The sequence below is a fragment of the Alistipes shahii WAL 8301 genome, from assembly GCF_025145845.1.
GTDB lineage: Bacteria > Bacteroidota > Bacteroidia > Bacteroidales > Rikenellaceae > Alistipes > Alistipes shahii.
Window position 1 is genome coordinate 2,661,784 of record NZ_CP102253.1, and the last position, 16,984, is coordinate 2,678,767.

Genomic DNA, 16,984 nt, shown 5'->3' on the forward strand with positions numbered 1-16,984 from the left:
TCCGTTCCGGCCGTTTCGACCATTACCTAAATTACAAACCCATGCGTAAACTTATCCAAGCTAAAATCCTTGGTGCAGCCCTGCTATTGCTTTTTCTGACCACGGGAGGACGGGCGCAAACTCCCCCCCCCACGGTTAGCATTGCCAAGGAAAACGTCTCTGTCGAACAGGTTTTGAAAGAGATAGAGCGACTGACCAATTACACGTTTTTCTACAATAACGGCGACTTCGACCTCAAGCGGATCGTGTCCGTCGCGGCCGTGCGCAAGCCCGTGTCCGAGGTGGTGCGGCAGATGCTGCCCGACTGCTCGTGCCGTTTCGAGAACCGGAGGATCATCCTCGTCAAGGACGCCGCGCCCCAGCGCCAGACGGTGAAGGGCGTCGTCAAGGACGAGAAGGGTGCGCCCGTGATCGGCGCCACGGTCCTCGTGACCGATGCCGGGCAGACCCGGGGCATATCGACCGACATGAACGGCAGCTTCACGCTCACCCTCCCGGCGCTTACGGCCGAAGCCATGCTCGAAGTGTCGTTCATCGGCTTCGACACCTACAAATCGGCGGTCGGAAGCCGCACGTTCTTCGACGTGGTGCTGACCTACGCCCAGCAGAGCATCGACGAGGTGGTCGTGGTGGGATACGGCGTGCAGAAGAAGGCCAACCTCACGGGAGCCGTGGCCACCGTGTCGCAGAAGGAGCTGAAAGACCGTCCCGTGTCGAACGTGGGCCGCGCCTTGCAGGGCGTGATCCCCAACCTCAACGTGACGCTCTCGTCGGGACAGCCCGGAGCCGGAGCGACCTACAACATCCGCGGTACGACCTCGCCCAACGGCGGCAGCCCCCTGGTGCTGATCGACGGCGTCGAGACCTATCCCGACCGCATCAACTCGAACGACATCGAGTCGATCACGGTCCTGAAGGACGCTTCGTCCGCCGCCATCTACGGCGCACGCGGAGCCTTCGGCGTCATCCTGATCACCACCAAGAGCGGCAAGTACAACGAGAAGGCCGAAGTGTCGTACAACGGCTATTTCTCCGTCTCCAGCCCCACGACCTCGACCGACTACGAGACGCGCGGATACTACTCGGCCAAGATCGCCGACTTCTTTATGATGGCCACGCAGAACACCCCCTACACCTCCTACACCGAGGCCGACTACAAGGCTCTCTGGGAGCGGCGCAACGACAAGACCGAGAACCCGGCGCGTCCGTGGGTCGTCACCGACAGGCGCAACGGCCGTCAGCAGTACGTCTATCTGGCCAACTTCGACTGGTACAACTACCTCTACGACGACAGCCGCCCGACGTGGGACCACAACATCAACATCAAGGGCGGAACCAAGGCGCTCTCCTACATGGTCAGCGGACGCTATTACCAGCAGAAGGGCGTCAACCGCATCGAGCCGGACATGTTCAAGTCCTACAACTTCCGCGTGAAGCTCCAGGCCGAGATCAAACCCTGGCTGACCATCGCCAGCAACACCAAGTTCTTCCAGTCGAACTACAAGTATTACGGTTACGAGGACGAGTATAACAACTTCCGCAAACCCACGCTGCACGCCCTGGCGTCGTTCGTGCCGGTGAATCCCGACGGGACCGCCGTGTCGCACACCTCGATGACCCAGTCGTCGACCCACTACCTGATGGACGGTTACAGCGCCATGATGCAGAAGGGCAAGAGCTTCGGCAACAAGAAGACGCAGGAGATCACCACGACGTTCGAAGCCACGTTCAAACTGCACAAAAACTTCAACGTAAAGGCCGACTTCAGCTATACGCAGGGATACCTCCACAACGACTACCGCAGCGTCAATGTCCAGTATTCGCAGTATCCGGGCGAGGTGATGACCGAACCCGAAGGAAGCTTCCCCAACAAGTACAAGGAGGTCGTCTGGGACCAGAACTACTATGTGGCCGACGTCTACGGAACCTACAACAAGACCTTCAGCGAGAAGCACAACCTGACGCTGATCGCCGGTTACAACTACGAGGCCAAGTATTACCGCGACCTCACGGCGGCCAACGACGGACTGCTGTCCGAGGACCTCTCGGACTTCAACCTCGCCAAGGGTACGACCAACTTCACGCTCAACGGAGGCCGCAACGAATACGCCATCATGGGCTGGTTCTACCGCGCGGCTTACGATTACAAGGGCAAGTACCTGGCCGAAGTCAACGGACGCTACGACGGTACGTCGCGTTTCCCGCGCGGCAAGCGTTACGGCTTCTTCCCCTCGTTCTCGGCGGCATACCGCATCAGCGAGGAGGCGTTCTTCGAACCGCTGCGCAAGACGGTCGACAACCTCAAGATCCGACTTTCGTACGGTTCGCTCGGCAACCAGCAGATCGGTTACTACGACTTCATCCAGACCATCACGACCAAGGGCTCGATGGGCGACTATTCGTTCGACGGTACGATTCTCGGCCAGCACGCCACGGTGAGCGATCCCGTGTCGGGCAACCAGACCTGGGAGAAGGTCATCTCGAAGAACCTCGGCGCGGATCTCAACATGTTCAGCAATCGTCTCTCGCTGACGGCCGATTTCTACATCCGCGACACGAAGGGCATCCTGGGCAAGGGCAAGTCGCTGCCCTCGATCTACGGCGCCAACGAACCGCAGGTCAACTCGAACAACCTCCGTACGAAAGGTTACGAACTGGTGCTGGGCTGGCGCGACTCGTTCAAACTCGCCGGAAGCACCTTCAGCTACGGCATCACGGGGACGTTCTCGGACTACACGGCCGAGTACACCAAGTGCGACAACCCCTCGGGGCTGATCGGAGGCCCTTATGTGGGCAAGAAGTACGGCGAAATCTGGGGCTATAAGGTCGACGGGCTGTTCCGCAACGACGAGGAGGCCGCCGAGTACGCTTCGCGCGTGGACCTTTCGAAGGTCGCCGCAGGATATTATTCCGCGACGGGAGCCTATGGAAAGGGCGTTCGCGGAGGCGACATCAAGTACCTCGACCTGGACGGAAGCGGTATCGTCGACGGCGGCAAGGGAACGCTGGAAGACCCGGGAGACCGCCGCGTGATCGGCAACTCGTCGCCCCGCTACCAGTACGGACTCACGCTCAACCTTTCGTGGTACGGATTCGACCTCTCGGTGTTCATGCAGGGCATCGGCCGGCTCGACTGGTATCCCGGCGCGGACAACCTGCGCTTCTGGGGGCCGTACAGCCGTCCCTATGCGACCTTCATTCCGAAGAATTTTATGAGTCAGGTGTGGAGCGAGAGCAATCCCGACGCCTATCTCCCGCGCGCCCGCGCCTATACGTCGCTCAACTCGACGCAGGGCACGGCCTACTATACCAACGACCGTTACCTGCAAAATCTGGCCTACTGCCGGCTGAAAAACCTCACCCTCGGCTACACGATTCCCAAGCGGCTGACCTCGAAGGTCGGCATCAAGGAGTGCCGTGTCTACTTCAGCGGCGAGAACCTCGCCACGTGGAGCGCCCTGAAAAACGATTTCCTCGATCCCGAGCAGGCTGCCGCCGATTCGGACAAGAAGTCGAACGTCTATCCCTGGTGCAGGACCTATTCCGTGGGTCTGAACTTAACCTTCTAAAGCGATTGCCGTTATGAAAAAATACATTCTTTATATACTGACCGGTGTGGCGGCGTGCGGACTTTGCAGCTGCGAGGACGCGCTCGACCGCTACCCGAAGGACCGGCTCACTCCCGATAACTTCTTCCACACGGAGGAGGAGTGTCAGCTCTACACCAACGATTTCTACACGATGTTCCCCTCCGCCGGGACCATCTACGGCGAGACGGCCGACATCATCGCCAAGACCACGCTCACGAGCGAGGTGCTGGGCAACCGCACCGTGCCCGCGACGGCTGGCTCCTGGAAGTGGGAGAAGCTGCGCGACATCAATTTCTTCCTCCAATACTCCTCCAACTGTGCCGACGAGCACGTGCGGCTCGAGTACGAGGGCGTGGCGCGCTTCTTCCGGGCGTGGTTCTACTTCGAGAAGGTGAAGCATTACGGCGACGTGCCCTGGGTCGACCGTCCGATCGACGCCGGCGACCCGCTGCTCTTCGAAAAGGGCCGCGATCCGCGCGAGATGGTGATGCAGAAGGTGATCGAAGACCTCGATTTCGCCGTTACCAACCTGCCCGTCGAAAGGTCGGTCTACCGCGTGACGCGCTGGGCGGCGCTGGCGCTCAAGAGCCGCGTCTGCCTGTTCGAGGGAACCTTCCGCAAGTATCACGGGCTGAAGGACTGGGAAAGCTATCTTACGGCCTGTGCGACGGCGTCGAAGCGCTTCACCGACGAGAGCGGATACTCGGTCTACACGACGGGAACGACGCCGTATCTCAACCTTTTCTCGTCGCTCAAGGCCCTCGACACCGAAATCGTGCTCGCCCGGGCCTACAACACGGCTATCGGTCTGAAGCACGACGTCAACGGCTACCTCACGAGCATCACGATGGGACGCCCCGGCCTGCTGAAGAACATCGCCAACATGTATCTGATGAAGGACGGCACGCCCTTCACCTCGCAGCCCGGCTGGGAGACGATGCAGCTCCCCGAGGAGAGCAAAAACCGGGACGGCCGCTTCGCACAGACGGTCCGCACGCCCGGGTACAAGCGCATCGACGACACGGCGCTGTCGGCCCCGAACCTTGCGGCGACGATGACCGGGTACCAGCTGGTGAAGTACCTCCAGTCGGCCAAGTACGATTCGTACAACGCTTCGACGAACGACCTGCCGCTGCTGCGCGCCGCCGAGGTGATGCTCAACTACGCCGAGGCCAAGGCCGAGCTGGGAACCCTCACGCAGGAAGACATCGACCTTGCGATCAAGCCGCTGCGCGACCGTGCGGGCGTCGCCAACCTCTCGCTCACGAAGGCCAACGCCTCGCCCGACCCCTATCTGGCTTCGCCGGAGACCGGCTATGCCAACGTGACGGGCGACAACAAGGGCGTGATCCTCGAAATCCGCCGCGAACGCACCGTCGAACTGCTGATGGAGAACCTCCGCTACTGGGACATCATGCGCTGGAAGGAGGGCAAGCGTTTCGAAAAACCCTTCACGGGGCTGTATTTCCCCGGCACGGGGTCCTACGACCTGAACAACGACGGCGTGAACGACGTCTGCATCTGGTCCGGCTCGAAGCCCGCGACCTCGGCCCCGGCGGTCTACGAGCTGAACAAGGAGATCTTCTTGAGCGGGGGCGACAGCGGCTACATCATTATCCATACGGATTACGCCCGTTCGTGGAACGAGGAGCGCGACTACCTCTATCCCGTGCCCACCGACGACCGGGTGCTGACCCAGGGCGCCATTACGCAGAACCCCGGCTGGAACGACGGCCTGAATTTCTAACCTGAAAAAAAGAATGATTATGAAAATCAAGCGATTCATACTGCTCGCCTTCTCCGGCTGCTGCCTGGCGTTGTCCGGGGCGGCCTGCTCCGGGCTGGAGGGCGACAACTCCGACTTCGATTTCGGGGACATGACCTCCGACGCACCCGACAATCCCTACGACGGACAGGGTTACGACCGCCTGCCCAACTCGGTGCGGCTGGCGACCTACAACACCCACCGCTGCGAGGGATGGACCCAGAACTCCGGGACCGACCGCGCGAACTACAACAACACGGCCAAGGTCATCTCGCTGATGGACCCCGACGTGATCGCGTTGCAGGAACTGGACAAGAACACCACGTGGCATCAGACCGACCAGTTGCAGGAACTGGCCGACCGCACGGGGATGCGGCCCTACTACTGCAAGACGATCAGCTACCGCGGCGGCGACTACGGCATCGGCATCCTCTGCAAGACGGCGCCTAAAAACACCTATGCGGGCGATCTGCCGGGAACCGAGGCGCGGAAGTTCTTCCTCGCGGAGTTCGACGGCTACATCTTCATCGCCACGCACTTCTGCCACCAGAGCGATGAGAACCGCCAGCGGTCGTTCGAGATCATAACCGAGTATATCGCCGCCAACTACGCCGCCTATACCAAGCCGATCTACCTGGCGGGGGACCTCAACACGTCGAAGCTTCCGGCAGCGGCGCTCGAATCGTGGAAGATCATCAGCACCTCGGCCAATACCTTCGTGAACACCTCTTCGCCGTCGCGCATCGACTATGTGCTCGTCTACACGGGCAATTCGCCGTCGTACGAGGTGCTGCGCACCGCCGTGCCCTCGTACGAGGAGATCAACGTGATGACGGTCTCCGACCACCTTCCCGTACTGGTAGACCTCAAAAAGTAAGCGATTATGAAAAACAGACTCTTGAATAGCTTTTTCCGGGCGGCGGCGGCCTTCGCGCTGCTGCTCGCGGCCGGAGCGTGCAAGGACGACGTGGCGCTGCCGATGCAGCGGGTAGCGCTGAACACGCACGCGATTCTCGCGCCGTCGTTCGCCACGACGCTCTCGTTCGACGTCGAGGCCAACTGCGACTGGACGATCTCCGTCGCGGGCGACGACACCTCGTGGGCCGAACTCTCGCAGACCGAGGCCACGGGCATGGCGACCGTGGCGGTGTCCATTGCCGAAAACAATACTTCCGGCTCCCGTGCGCTGACGATACGCGTTGCGGCCAAACGGAATGCCGCGGTCGTGGAGGAGTTGTCCTTCGTGCAGGCTTCGGCGACGGCCGAGGGGTATCTCTCGATCCCCGATCTGCGGAAACTGGCCGCCGACGGCGACTACTCCGTGACGCAGGACGTGAAGATGCGCGGAATCGTGGTGTCGAGCGTCCAGGACAATAACTATTACGACAACTGCATCGCGCTCCAGAGCGCCCTGAAAGCCAACTGCGGCATTACGCTCCGCACCGACGAGGTGCTCTACCGCAAGCCGGGCGAGGAGCTGGAGATCGACCTGAAGGGGGCGGTCGTCGGGGTGAATCCCGAAACCGGCGTGATGGAGGTGAAACCCGCCGCGGACGACAAGGTGAGCCGCACGGAGACGACGCAGGTGAAGATCGAAGCCTTGAAGATCACCTACGAGGAGCTTCGGTCGGGAGCCTACGAGTCGATGTATGCAGGCATTTATTCCCAGGTCTACGTGCCGGAAGGTGGTTCGCTGAACGGTATAACGCTCAAGGACGATCTGTCGATGCAGGACCCCGACAACAACCGTTTCCGGCTGGTGGCTTCGCAGGCTTCCTCGTTTGGCATTGATCCTGCGCCGACGGGTAGCGGAGTGCTCAAGGGAATCGTTGTGCCGCAGGACGGCGCCTATGCGATCCGCCCCTGCACGGCCGGGGACAAGGAACTCACCGGGCTGCGCTTCGGCGCCCAGGTTGGAATCAGGCTGCCCTATGTCTTCTCGTTCTACGCCGCCTCGCAGGCCAACAAGGATTGCAAGTACGTGACGGTGACCGATGGCACGTTCGACAAATTGGGGGCAGACTTCAAGGTCGAGGACAAGGATGTCACCAAATGCGTCGTGCTGACGGCAAAGGTGGCCCCGACGTCGAACAGCAGCCATTTCCGGCTGACGCACTGGGCCGATGAGGCCGCGCATGACAACATTCCGGCCAAGTCGATGGTTTACGGTCAGGACTCCTATTTCCTGCTGACCGTGCCTTTGGCCGAGGATATGCCTGCATCGTTCCGCATCTCATTCGGTATGTCGGGAACGGGCGGCGCTCCGAAGAACTGGGCGGTGGCCTATTCGACCGACGGCACGGAGTACGTCACTCCCTCCGACGGCTCGACAGCCATCTCGATTCCCGGGGCGATTGCGAGCAGCGGCTATTTCTATTATTTTACGGTGACCCTGACGCCGCAGTTGCGGCTGATGAAGGGCCAGACGCTGCTACTGAAACTTTATCCGACAGACAACGTCAGTTGCAACGGCGGTACGGCTGGATACAATTCGGATTCGCGCCTGCATTCGTGCGTCGCGATTGAGGCCGTGCCGAAATTCAGTACACCGAAACCGGTCGGAGCGGTTTATTTCGAGCCTTTCGACGGGTTGACCGAAGGGTTGGACTACCTCTACGGCGATAAGTTGGCTGCCATGCTGAACTATTGCGGCAGCGACATCTCGGAATGGGACGCCGTGCTGAAAAACGGACTTTCGGGCACCAACGTTCATCAGCGTCCGGGTTATGCCCAGATCGGTTATGTCGAGTCGCAGGCCGTGAAGCGGGCAGAGTATGAGAATAAGGCGGGGGCACTGCTCACGCCGGCGCTGAACGCAACGGGCGATCTGAACCTCTCTTTCCGCGCGATGGCCTACAAGACCTGTTCGGATCGCCCCAAGGGTAAGGCGACCGAACCCAAGGACAAGAAGGGCGATCTGACGGAGATCGTCGTCGAGGTGATCGGCGGCGGAACGATCGACGGCGCGACGAAGAAGGTCGTGTCGGGACTGGCGACCGATGCGTTCAACACCTATTCGCTGACGATCGACGGCGCGACGGCCTCCACGGCCCTGCGCTTTACGAGCGAACCCGCTTCGGGCGAGTTCTCGCGCTGGTTCATCGACGATATCTGTGTGACGAAGTAGGGGTTGCCCGATGATTGAAAAGCGTCCCGGAGCATTCGCTCCGGGACGCTTCGTTACAGGCCGGATTGCGTCCGGTCAGTTCTCCGCCTTGGTGGTGACGGTGAAGAGCTGGCGGCCGTATTCGTCGGTGGCGGTTATCCGGATCTCGGCGGACGGCGTTACGGGCGTGTATTCGAGCATGTGGTCGGTGCGGTATTTGTCGAGGAAGCTGAACGAGGAGATGTCGTTGCCGCAGGCGTCGTGGACCGTGACGTAATAGTCGTCGTACTCCCGGACCGCCTTCAGCTGCGAGGCGGGAACCGCGGCTCCGTTTTCGCGGCATTCGAATTTCCACGTCGGATGCCAGTCCCAGACGTTGAGGCGCACGACCGGCCTGCCTTCGGCGTTTTTCAGCCCCGAGTTGTAGACCCGGCAGTATTGCTCGTCGCTGTCGCTGAAATTCACGCTCCGCCGCTCCGTGATCGTTCCGCCGCTGAAATCGTAACGGGTGAATGTCGCCGGGGCGCCGTCGTGGCAGAGCGGGAAATACCACCATGCGCCGCATACGCACGGGTGCGTGTACTCGGTCACGCTCATGTCGCTGCGCGGTACGGTGACCGTTTCGGCGATGTGGTTGTGCCCCGACCAGATCGTGACAGGCAGCTGCTTGTCCTTGTAGATGTCGAGCAATTCGTCGGCGTTGTCCATCGGGTTGGGCGACGAGGCCCCCGGGTTGCGGCGGAAGGCCGGGCAATGCCACGCGATTACGATGCGCTCGACGTCCGACGGCATGTAGTCGGCGTCCTTCTGCGCCCAGTCCATCTGACGCCGGTTGAGGCGGACGGCGAACGACCGGTCGCCGCCGGTGTTGACATACTGCGTATTGTCGAACACGACGTAGTGCACCTTGCCGATGTTGACGGCGTAGTATGTCGGCCCGAGCGCGGAGATATAGGCCAGTTCGGCCGCCGAGTCGTCGTCGCCGGCGATGTTCTGCACGGCCATGTCGTGGTCGTGGTTGCCGATGGCGTGGAAGGTCTGGATCGGCATGCCCCCGCGTTCGCAGACGTTGACGAAATTGGCCAGCGTCGCCTTGTTGGCGTTGGTCCAGTGCGACTCCTGCGTCATGTCGCCCAGATTCATGCCGTAGACCGGCACGCCTGCGGGCAGGGCTTTGACGTAGTCGCGCAGCGCCTTGAGGTAGGTGCGGCGGAACGTCGTGGAGTCCAGTTCGCCCTTCGGGGGACAGATCGACGGCGTGGCCGACGATGTGGTCTTGATCATCGCCCGGTTGCGGATATGCATGTCGGCCGACACGATCATAATGTGGCGGTCGTTGTTCACCTTTTTCAGCGTGAAGTCGTGCTGCTGCACCTGCTCCACGCTCGTGGGAGCGGTGACCCTGCGGTAGAAGCGGGGGATGAACCCGCGCGTGGATTCGACCTCGTAACCCGACGGGACGGTCAGGTAGACCAGTTTCGACTTGTCGGACGACGTGCGCAGCCCGTAGGCCCCCTGTTTGTTTGTGCGCGTCATGTTCACGCCGTCGGTCACGACGACGCCCTGCACGGCGGCGCTGGCGCACGTCACGACCCCGCGCACGGTGGCTTTCGGGTCGATCTTCGACCAGTCGACGCCGTCGTCGGGCGAAGGGGGCGGATCGACGGGTTTTTCCTGTTCTCCGGGATCGTCGCCCGAACCCGAACAGCATATGCCGCCGGCGGATATTGCGAACAGGGCGGCCAATAAAAGCAACAGTTTTTTCATGGTTGCGGTTTTTGCGGTTTGCGGCATGGGACGGCTTTCGGGAAAAGCGGGGAAAGGACGGTCGTCCTCTCCCCGCTTCGACCGTTCGTTACACGCCGCTATTTGTTATAGCGGATGGCGAAATATTCGAGGCTGCTGGCGTGTTCCGCGGCCAGGGCAGCGCCGCTGGCGCTCTGGTTCAGGCGCGCGTTGGCGTAGTCGGAGCCGTCGCTGCAGAGGTCGCTCGTCGGGCGAAGCCGGATGTAGACGTTTTCGTGGCCGAGAATCTCCTGGGGAAGCTCGAAGTCGATGCTTTTGTAGGCCACGCACGACGAATAGAGCGTGTTCGCCCAGACGGAAACGTCGGGGATGGTGTATTCGCCGATCAGATTCCACTGCGAGTCGTCCTTTGCGGCCTGCGAATCGGTCAGCGACCATTCGGCACACCAGAAACGGGGCGAGAAGAAGCTCTGCTGCGTGTTCATAACGGAAATCTGCATCGAGATATGCGACGTCGTGATGCCTTCGGTCGAGAAGTTGATCAGCCAGGCGTAGGGGCGGTCGGTGTCGTCGTCCCACCAGAAGTGGTTGGAGAAGGCGGTGTAGCAGGAACCGTATACATTCCCCTTGCCGCGCATACCCGTGCTGCCGTTGTAGTTGATTTGCGTGGAATTCGTCGCAATCTCATTGTTGCCCGGCCAGCCACCCGTGCCGTTTGCCGCGTTTTTATCCTTGGCATAGGGACCGCACCACTCCAGCGTTCCGTCGGGATTGCGGCTCACCAGATCGTCCATCAGCGGATTCCAGCTCTCCTTCGCGGGGTCGATCACTACGCCGATGCCGTTCTTGTTGCCGAAGTTGGCTCCGAAGATATAGGAGGCGTTGTTGCCGACGGGACCCAGGTATTCGTAGGTTCCGCCGCCCCACATGTGCTGCTGGAAGGTGGCCTGCAGGTACTCTTTGCTGGCGGAGCCGGTGTACTTCTCCTGATAGGTGTGCGTCAGGTAGCCGTTCGTTCCGTAGGTGGGTTTCTGGACCTTGTTCTCCAGGTCGGGATTCCAGTAGCGGTACTCCGTCAGCAGGGCCGAGAAACCGTCTTCGACACTGTTCTGCATGTTGTCCCAGATGTCGCCCTTGGTCTGGTGGCGGATCTGGTAGCGGCCGATGAAGCCGAGCGTCGGATCGTCGTCCATTTCGGCCGGGTCGGCTCCGTCGCGCCATTCGAAACGCGAGAAACGCTCGTGGACGATGACGCCCGAAATCTTGCCCGAGCCGTAGGGCAGGCGCGTGCCGTCGCTGCGGTAGGCGCAGTTGGTGTTGGTCAGCATGTACATGTCGTCGCCGTTGATGTCGCGCACGAGCAGCGGGTATTTGCTGATGCGGCTTGCGCCCGTGCCGATCGCATAGCCCTCGTTGATGGGCGTGATCGCGCCTTTGCGTACGGGGAACTCGACGTCCTTCAGGGTGACGTAGGTGTAGATGTCGTCGTCGGTGAGCTGGCTCATCCACTTCTCCTTCACGGGAACGTCCGATGCCGAACCCGCAATGCGCGAAATGACCATCGCCTTGGTGACGTTGCGCAGTTCATAGCGGTCGGGGGTCTCGACCAGGTAGCCCGAGGCGCCCTGAATGAGGATCTGCACGTGGTCGTACTGTTCGAAGACGTTGTCTTCGGCCGTGGCGGTCTGGACGGCGATGCCGTATTTGCCGTCGTAGGTTTCGAGGTAGACGGTCCGGTCCGATATGCTGTAATCAATCTTTGCGGTCGTGCTTTGCGTGTTCTCACCCGCATTGTGGTTCTTGGTGTTGCTCACCACGATGCCTTCGAGGATGACGTAGTCTTCGACCTTCTTGTTCATGGCATACGTCCGGCGGAACTCCTCGAATGTGATCTGACGTCCGAGGGTCTCCTTCGCCGTGCGTTGCAGGAGGTTGAATTCGACGGAGACGGTCTCCTCCCAGCCGTCGGTGAAGGAGAGCGACACGGCAGCCGAACGCGGGATTTCATCTGCGGCGTTCGCCTCGGTCGTGATGGCCAGACTGCGATTTTCGCTCTCGGAATCCACGATTTCGAGACTCTCGATCCAATCGGCGTTGTCGGCCTTGGCATACTCGATGTCGACAGTGATCTCCGAGAAGGGAATGTTGGTCTCGATCGGCGAGATGTTCTCGCCGCCGGCTCCGGCGACGATGACGGACGAGTTGGCGAACTCGATCTTGGCGTCCACGAGCGCCTTCTGCTTGACGTAGACCGTGTCGCGGCGCGCGTCCACGTCGGAGCAGAGCACGAAGCCCGCTTTGCGTTTGAAGCCTTCGTTGAATTCGCATTCGGCGGTGATGGCGCCTTTTCCGTCCTCCGTCTCACCGCAGGTCAGGCTGATCCAGTCGGCCTGGTTGATACGCTCGATATGGAAGGCGCTGTTGGCGTAGATGTCGATGTCGAACGTATTCGCATCGGCTTCGACGACGAACTCCTTCTTCAGCGCGCCCAGTTTGACCAGGGCCAGATCGTCGGCGTCGTCGACGCTGCAGGCCGCCGAGGCTGCGCATACGGCCGCAATGCCTAAAAATTTAAATATCGATTTACGACAGTTCATATTCTATACGTTTTATTCGTTGTTGTTTGTTCCGGCCGTGCGCGGCGGACGGTGCATCCGCCGCGCGACCGCAATTCGTTTAGTTGTAGCGTACCGTTATCGTTCCGATACGGGCCTGGCTGTTACCGGCCGCAACGGACGGCGTCAGCGTTCCCTTCTCGATGCCCAGCGCCGTCAGGTAGTTCGAAGACGTGGCTTTGGGGTCGATGTCGGTAACCTTGTCGGCCACCTGCAAGCGCAGAACCACTTTCTCCCGGCCGAAGCAGTCGGCGGGCAGTTTGCGCAGGTGCTCGGTGAAGCCCGGGGTCGAATCCTGCGACGTGGTCGACCACCACGTGATCGAACGCTTCTTGATGATCGGGCTGTCGGGAACGGCCTGGAACGTCGCTCCGCCGTCGACCGAATAGAGCAGGTTCCAGTGCGCCGGGCCGGAGAGGGTCGTGTTGCTCATCGAGCCGTGGCCCCAGACGATGCCGAAGACCATGTTCGAACCGCTGATTCCCTGCGTGGAGAACGAAATGTCGAAGTATTTGCCCTTGTCGGCGTCGAAATCCCACCATTGCTGGGTGAACGTGATGCCGCCGTTTGCCACCAGACCTTTCTGTTCGGAGGAGGCGCCTCCCTTGCCCGAGCAGACGACGTTGTTGAAGTCCGCTGCGGCACCCTGCGTGGCGCCGTATTTATTGATCTCGCCTTCGCCGATCTCCGGTATGAGGTCGGTCTTGCGGTCGTTCCAGTTCCACTCGACGACGGTTTTCGAGAACGGTTCGTCGGTCAGCGCGATCTCCTCGGCGGTCATGGCGCGCAGCTGGTAGCGGCCCAGGTCGCCGAAGCGGATCGGGGCGACGTCGTCAGCCACGACGATGCCGCGGAACGTGCCCGAACCCTGCGGTACGACGGAGTTGAAATCCAGGTCGCGGCCCGAGCTGAAACGCCGCCAGGGAGCGGCCGTATTGGTCAGCATGTAGATGGTCCGGCCCGTGTTGTCGTAGCACATCAGCGGGGCCACGTCCCAGCGCGGGGCGGTAGCCGTGCCGATCGGGTTGATGTTGTCCTTGAACGAATAGCCGTCGGTGCAGTTGGTGTAGGCGCCGTCCTTGCACATGATTTCGAGGTTGGTGACCGACACCAGCGTGAAGATGTCGTCGTCGGTGAGTTCGCCGATCGTCTTCGTCTTGACCGGAATCTTGAACTCGTCGGGCGTCGAGGTTTCGAGGATGTTGGCCGCGGTAAGTCCCGTGATGGTGTAGCACTCGGGGGAGTTCTTCTTTTCGAGCGTGGCCCCGTTCAGGGAGAGGCGCACCTTCGAGAAGCGGGCCGGCGTGTTGTCTTCGGAGGAGGCGAATTTCAGGCAGAAGCCCCACTTGCCGTCGAGGCTCTCGATATAGGCCGTCCGGTCGTTTTCGCCGCGGTCGAAGAAGAACTGTTTGGTCTGGGGACTCGAAACGACGTTCTTGCTGTCGGGGTCGCTGACGATGTAGCCTTCGATATACTGCTGGAGCGTGATCTCGCCCGGAGCCAGGGCGCGCACCGCGGCGAAATCGGCAGCGGTCGGGTAGGGCTTCTGGGTGATTTTGCACGAGGCCGAAACGGAGTTGCCGTGTTCGTCGGTGAAGTTGAGCCGGATCGTGGCGGTGCGCGGCTCCGAACCCTCGTTTTTGGCCAGCGAGAACGTCAGGCCGTCGTCGGTGATCGCGGGCTTCAGAATCCACTCGGCGCCCTCCGCGACGGGAACGTCGTACGCCACGTCGTAACCGATCTGGTCGGAGTAGGGCACGAGGTTGTTGGTCGTGGCCGGAACCGCGCAATCCTGGGCGTAACCTTCGTACGTTTCGGCATTGCTGTCCAGCTTGAGCGCCGGCAGGGCGATGCCCTGCGTGACGGTGAGCACCGATTTGGTGATCTCGCCCTTGGCGTCTTCGATGAAGAGGGTCAGATCGGCGATGCGCGCGAATCCGGAGTCGTTGTCCGTGACCTCGAACGTGATTCCCTTGTAGGTGGCCGAGACGTTGGAGATCCACGGTTCGACGGGCTGCGCCTGCGGTTCGTCGCCGCCTTCGCCTTCGCCGCCCTCTTCGCCCTCTTCGGCGCGGGTCAGGACGGTGACGGGATCGTTGGGCAGGCCGTCGTTGTCGTAATAGGTGACGCTGGCTTCCAGATCGTCGATGCAGTAGCGCAGGTTGGTGCTGATCGGCGTGAAGATCTGCGACCGGGACTTCAGCAGTGTAACCGCCGGTTTCGAGAACGAGAGCGAAGCGTCGGTGATGGCTCCGGCCTGCGAGAACATCACCGTATCGGTCAGGGAACCTTTCTCGAACACGACGCCGATCTTTCTCGAAATGCCGTAGTTGGCCGAATAGGTGAATACGATTTCGTTATTGCCGTATCCCTGGAGTTTGTTGAGGGAGGCCCACTTCACGGGACGCGTGAAGCGCGCCGTCCAGTCGCCGTTCGAGTAGACCAGCACGTGCGTCGAGCCGGCATCCTTGGTCAGGGAAAGTTCGCGCGCCGAGACCGCCAGAGGCAGGTCCAGCTCGAAATCCTCCTGGCAGCCGGTCAGGGCCGTCGTCAGGGCCGTCAGGGCGATCAGTACGCCGGCGACCGATCTTTTCTGTTTATTGAATATTGTTTTCATTCGTCTGAAAGTTTCGGATTATTACAAGCCGTAAGCCTTGTATTCGTTGTTGTCGAGGTTGTTCTTCGAGTAGGTGACCTCCGTGTCGGGAATGGGATAGTAGCGGTGGCACGGTTTGATCCGGCTGTTAGCCGTGTTGAGTTGCAGATAGGCGTAGTCGCTGTTGTCCGTTACGGCTTCGTACCAGATGCCCCAGCGGACCAGGTCGTACTTGCGCTGGAATTCGCCGAAAAGCTCGCGGGCGCGCTCGTTGCGGATCTCCTCCTCGAGGCGCGCGGGGGTGCGGAAGGTGTACTTGGACAGATTGGCGCGCGTGCGGGTCATGTCGAGGTATTCGACCGCCTTTTCGTAGTTTTCCTTGTAGAAATAGCACTCGGCCATCATCAGCAGCGCGTCGGCATAGCGGAAGACCTTGTAGTTGTTGCCGTCGGCCGAGGACTGCATGTTCGGACACCAGAACTTCGGTCCGCACCACGGGCGGGTGTTGGTGCTGTTGAACGTCTTGTCCTCGTATCCCCATGCCATGTTGTACTTGGCGCGGATGTCCTTGCCCATTTTGGACTGGAGACCCTGGCTGAAATAGACGTTCGGACGCATCGCCGACCAGACGGTCGCCTGGTCGCCCAGTTCGGGAATCTCCACGCCGTCGTAGATCGCCGAATTGGCCGCACGCGGGTAGGGCTGGCAGATGCAGGCCACGTTGGACGTGTAGGTAAGGGCGCCCTGGGTGTAGGTGTGCTGAATTTCCATGATCGACTCCGGGGTGTTCTTGTTCCGGAACAGGATATTCTCGGCGTAGTCGTACTGCGACAGCGGACCGTAAATCGTTTCGATCTGCTCCAGCGCGTCCAGCGCCACGTCCCACTGCTTGTTCCACATGGCCATCTTGGCGATGAGCATGTAGGCGCAGGAGGCTCCCAGACGATTGGCCTCGTTGTCGTAGGTGCGGGTTTGGGCGGCGAGGGGAGCTATCGACTGAAGGTCTTCGATGACCTTGTTGCGGGTCTCGTTGGCGTCCATGCGCGGCAGCACCTGAATCCGGCTCAAAACCTCGTTGTCCGTAACGTCGTCGAAATAGAACGGAACGTTGCCGAAGAAGCAGGTCAGCGTCCAGTAGAAGAACGCCCGCAGGGTTTTCGCCTCGCAAAGCAGCTGGTGGTACTGCTCCTCGCTGATCACCTCGTTTTTATAGGCGCGCTCGATGCCGTTGACGGCGAAGTTGCAGCGCTGTACGCCGAGGTAGCCGTTGCGCCAGACCGTCGAACCCATGCGCGGCACGGCGGGCGAGATGTCCAGGCTGGCGTCGAGCGTTCCCGACGGGCAGTAGGCGATGTCGGTGACACACTCGGTGGCGATCATGTAGGTATAGGTGTAGATCGACTTGATCGGAATGTAGCATCCGTTTACGACCGACTGGCATTCCGAAAATTTGCGGAAGAAGTCGTCGGGATTCGAGATGCCCGATGTGTCTTCGTCCAGCGTGCATGCCTGGAACGAAAGCATGGCCATGGCCGCGGCCGTGTAGAATATATGTTTGAGTTTCAT

General features: G+C 60.8%; 8 protein-coding genes. 4 read left to right on the plus strand and 4 right to left on the minus strand.

The genetic code is table 11. From position 1 onward, the window contains the following. Positions 1 to 41: 41 nt before the first annotated feature. From NQ492_RS11220 to NQ492_RS11235, 4 genes are read left to right on the plus strand one after another with little or no spacing between them, the layout of a single operon-like run. The gene (locus tag NQ492_RS11220) at positions 42 to 3,569 is read left to right on the plus strand and encodes a SusC/RagA family TonB-linked outer membrane protein (RefSeq protein WP_050794782.1); all 3,528 of its coding nucleotides are present in this window, start codon (positions 42 to 44) and stop codon (positions 3,567 to 3,569) included. A gap of 13 nt (positions 3,570 to 3,582) precedes the next feature. After that, a complete protein-coding gene (locus NQ492_RS11225; RefSeq protein WP_015547612.1) occupies positions 3,583 to 5,337 on the plus strand; it encodes a RagB/SusD family nutrient uptake outer membrane protein in 1,755 nt (584 codons plus the stop codon). A gap of 19 nt (positions 5,338 to 5,356) precedes the next feature. Beyond that, positions 5,357 to 6,232, plus strand: a complete 876-nt coding sequence (locus NQ492_RS11230) for an endonuclease/exonuclease/phosphatase family protein (protein WP_015547613.1) — start codon at positions 5,357 to 5,359, stop codon at positions 6,230 to 6,232. Positions 6,233 to 6,238: 6 nt separating this feature from the next. Next, a complete protein-coding gene (locus tag NQ492_RS11235; protein ID WP_022062050.1) occupies positions 6,239 to 8,482 on the plus strand; it encodes a DUF5689 domain-containing protein in 2,244 nt (747 codons plus the stop codon). 75 nt (positions 8,483 to 8,557) lie between these two features. On the opposite strand, the gene NQ492_RS11240 is transcribed toward NQ492_RS11235, so the two are convergent. From NQ492_RS11240 to NQ492_RS11255, 4 genes are all read right to left on the minus strand, one after another. Further along, entirely contained in the window at positions 8,558 to 10,228 is a 1,671-nt protein-coding gene (locus NQ492_RS11240) for a metallophosphoesterase N-terminal domain-containing protein (RefSeq protein ID WP_015547614.1), read from the minus strand. Between the two features lie 98 nt (positions 10,229 to 10,326). Next, entirely contained in the window at positions 10,327 to 12,804 is a 2,478-nt protein-coding gene (locus NQ492_RS11245; protein WP_015547615.1) for a DUF5689 domain-containing protein, read from the minus strand. 79 nt (positions 12,805 to 12,883) lie between these two features. Then, positions 12,884 to 15,439, minus strand: coding sequence for a BACON domain-containing protein (locus NQ492_RS11250; RefSeq protein ID WP_015547616.1), 2,556 nt, complete (start codon positions 15,437 to 15,439; stop codon positions 12,884 to 12,886). Between the two features lie 21 nt (positions 15,440 to 15,460). Next, positions 15,461 to 16,984: a RagB/SusD family nutrient uptake outer membrane protein gene (locus NQ492_RS11255; protein WP_015547617.1), complete on the minus strand. Its 1,524-nt coding sequence runs from the start codon at positions 16,982 to 16,984 to the stop codon at positions 15,461 to 15,463.

Bases quoted from the DNA above. Each gene is read 5' to 3' on its own strand.
- NQ492_RS11235 (WP_022062050.1), top strand. From the start codon at position 6,239: ATGAAAAACAGACTCTTGAATAGCTTTTTCCGGGCGGCGGCGGCCTTC.
- NQ492_RS11220 (WP_050794782.1), top strand. From the start codon at position 42: ATGCGTAAACTTATCCAAGCTAAAATCCTTGGTGCAGCCCTGCTATTG.
- NQ492_RS11250 (WP_015547616.1), bottom strand. From the start codon at position 15,439: ATGAAAACAATATTCAATAAACAGAAAAGATCGGTCGCCGGCGTACTG.
- NQ492_RS11230 (WP_015547613.1), top strand. From the start codon at position 5,357: ATGAAAATCAAGCGATTCATACTGCTCGCCTTCTCCGGCTGCTGCCTG.
- NQ492_RS11245 (WP_015547615.1), bottom strand. From the start codon at position 12,804: ATGAACTGTCGTAAATCGATATTTAAATTTTTAGGCATTGCGGCCGTA.
- NQ492_RS11255 (WP_015547617.1), bottom strand. From the start codon at position 16,984: ATGAAACTCAAACATATATTCTACACGGCCGCGGCCATGGCCATGCTT.
- NQ492_RS11225 (WP_015547612.1), top strand. From the start codon at position 3,583: ATGAAAAAATACATTCTTTATATACTGACCGGTGTGGCGGCGTGCGGA.
- NQ492_RS11240 (WP_015547614.1), bottom strand. From the start codon at position 10,228: ATGAAAAAACTGTTGCTTTTATTGGCCGCCCTGTTCGCAATATCCGCC.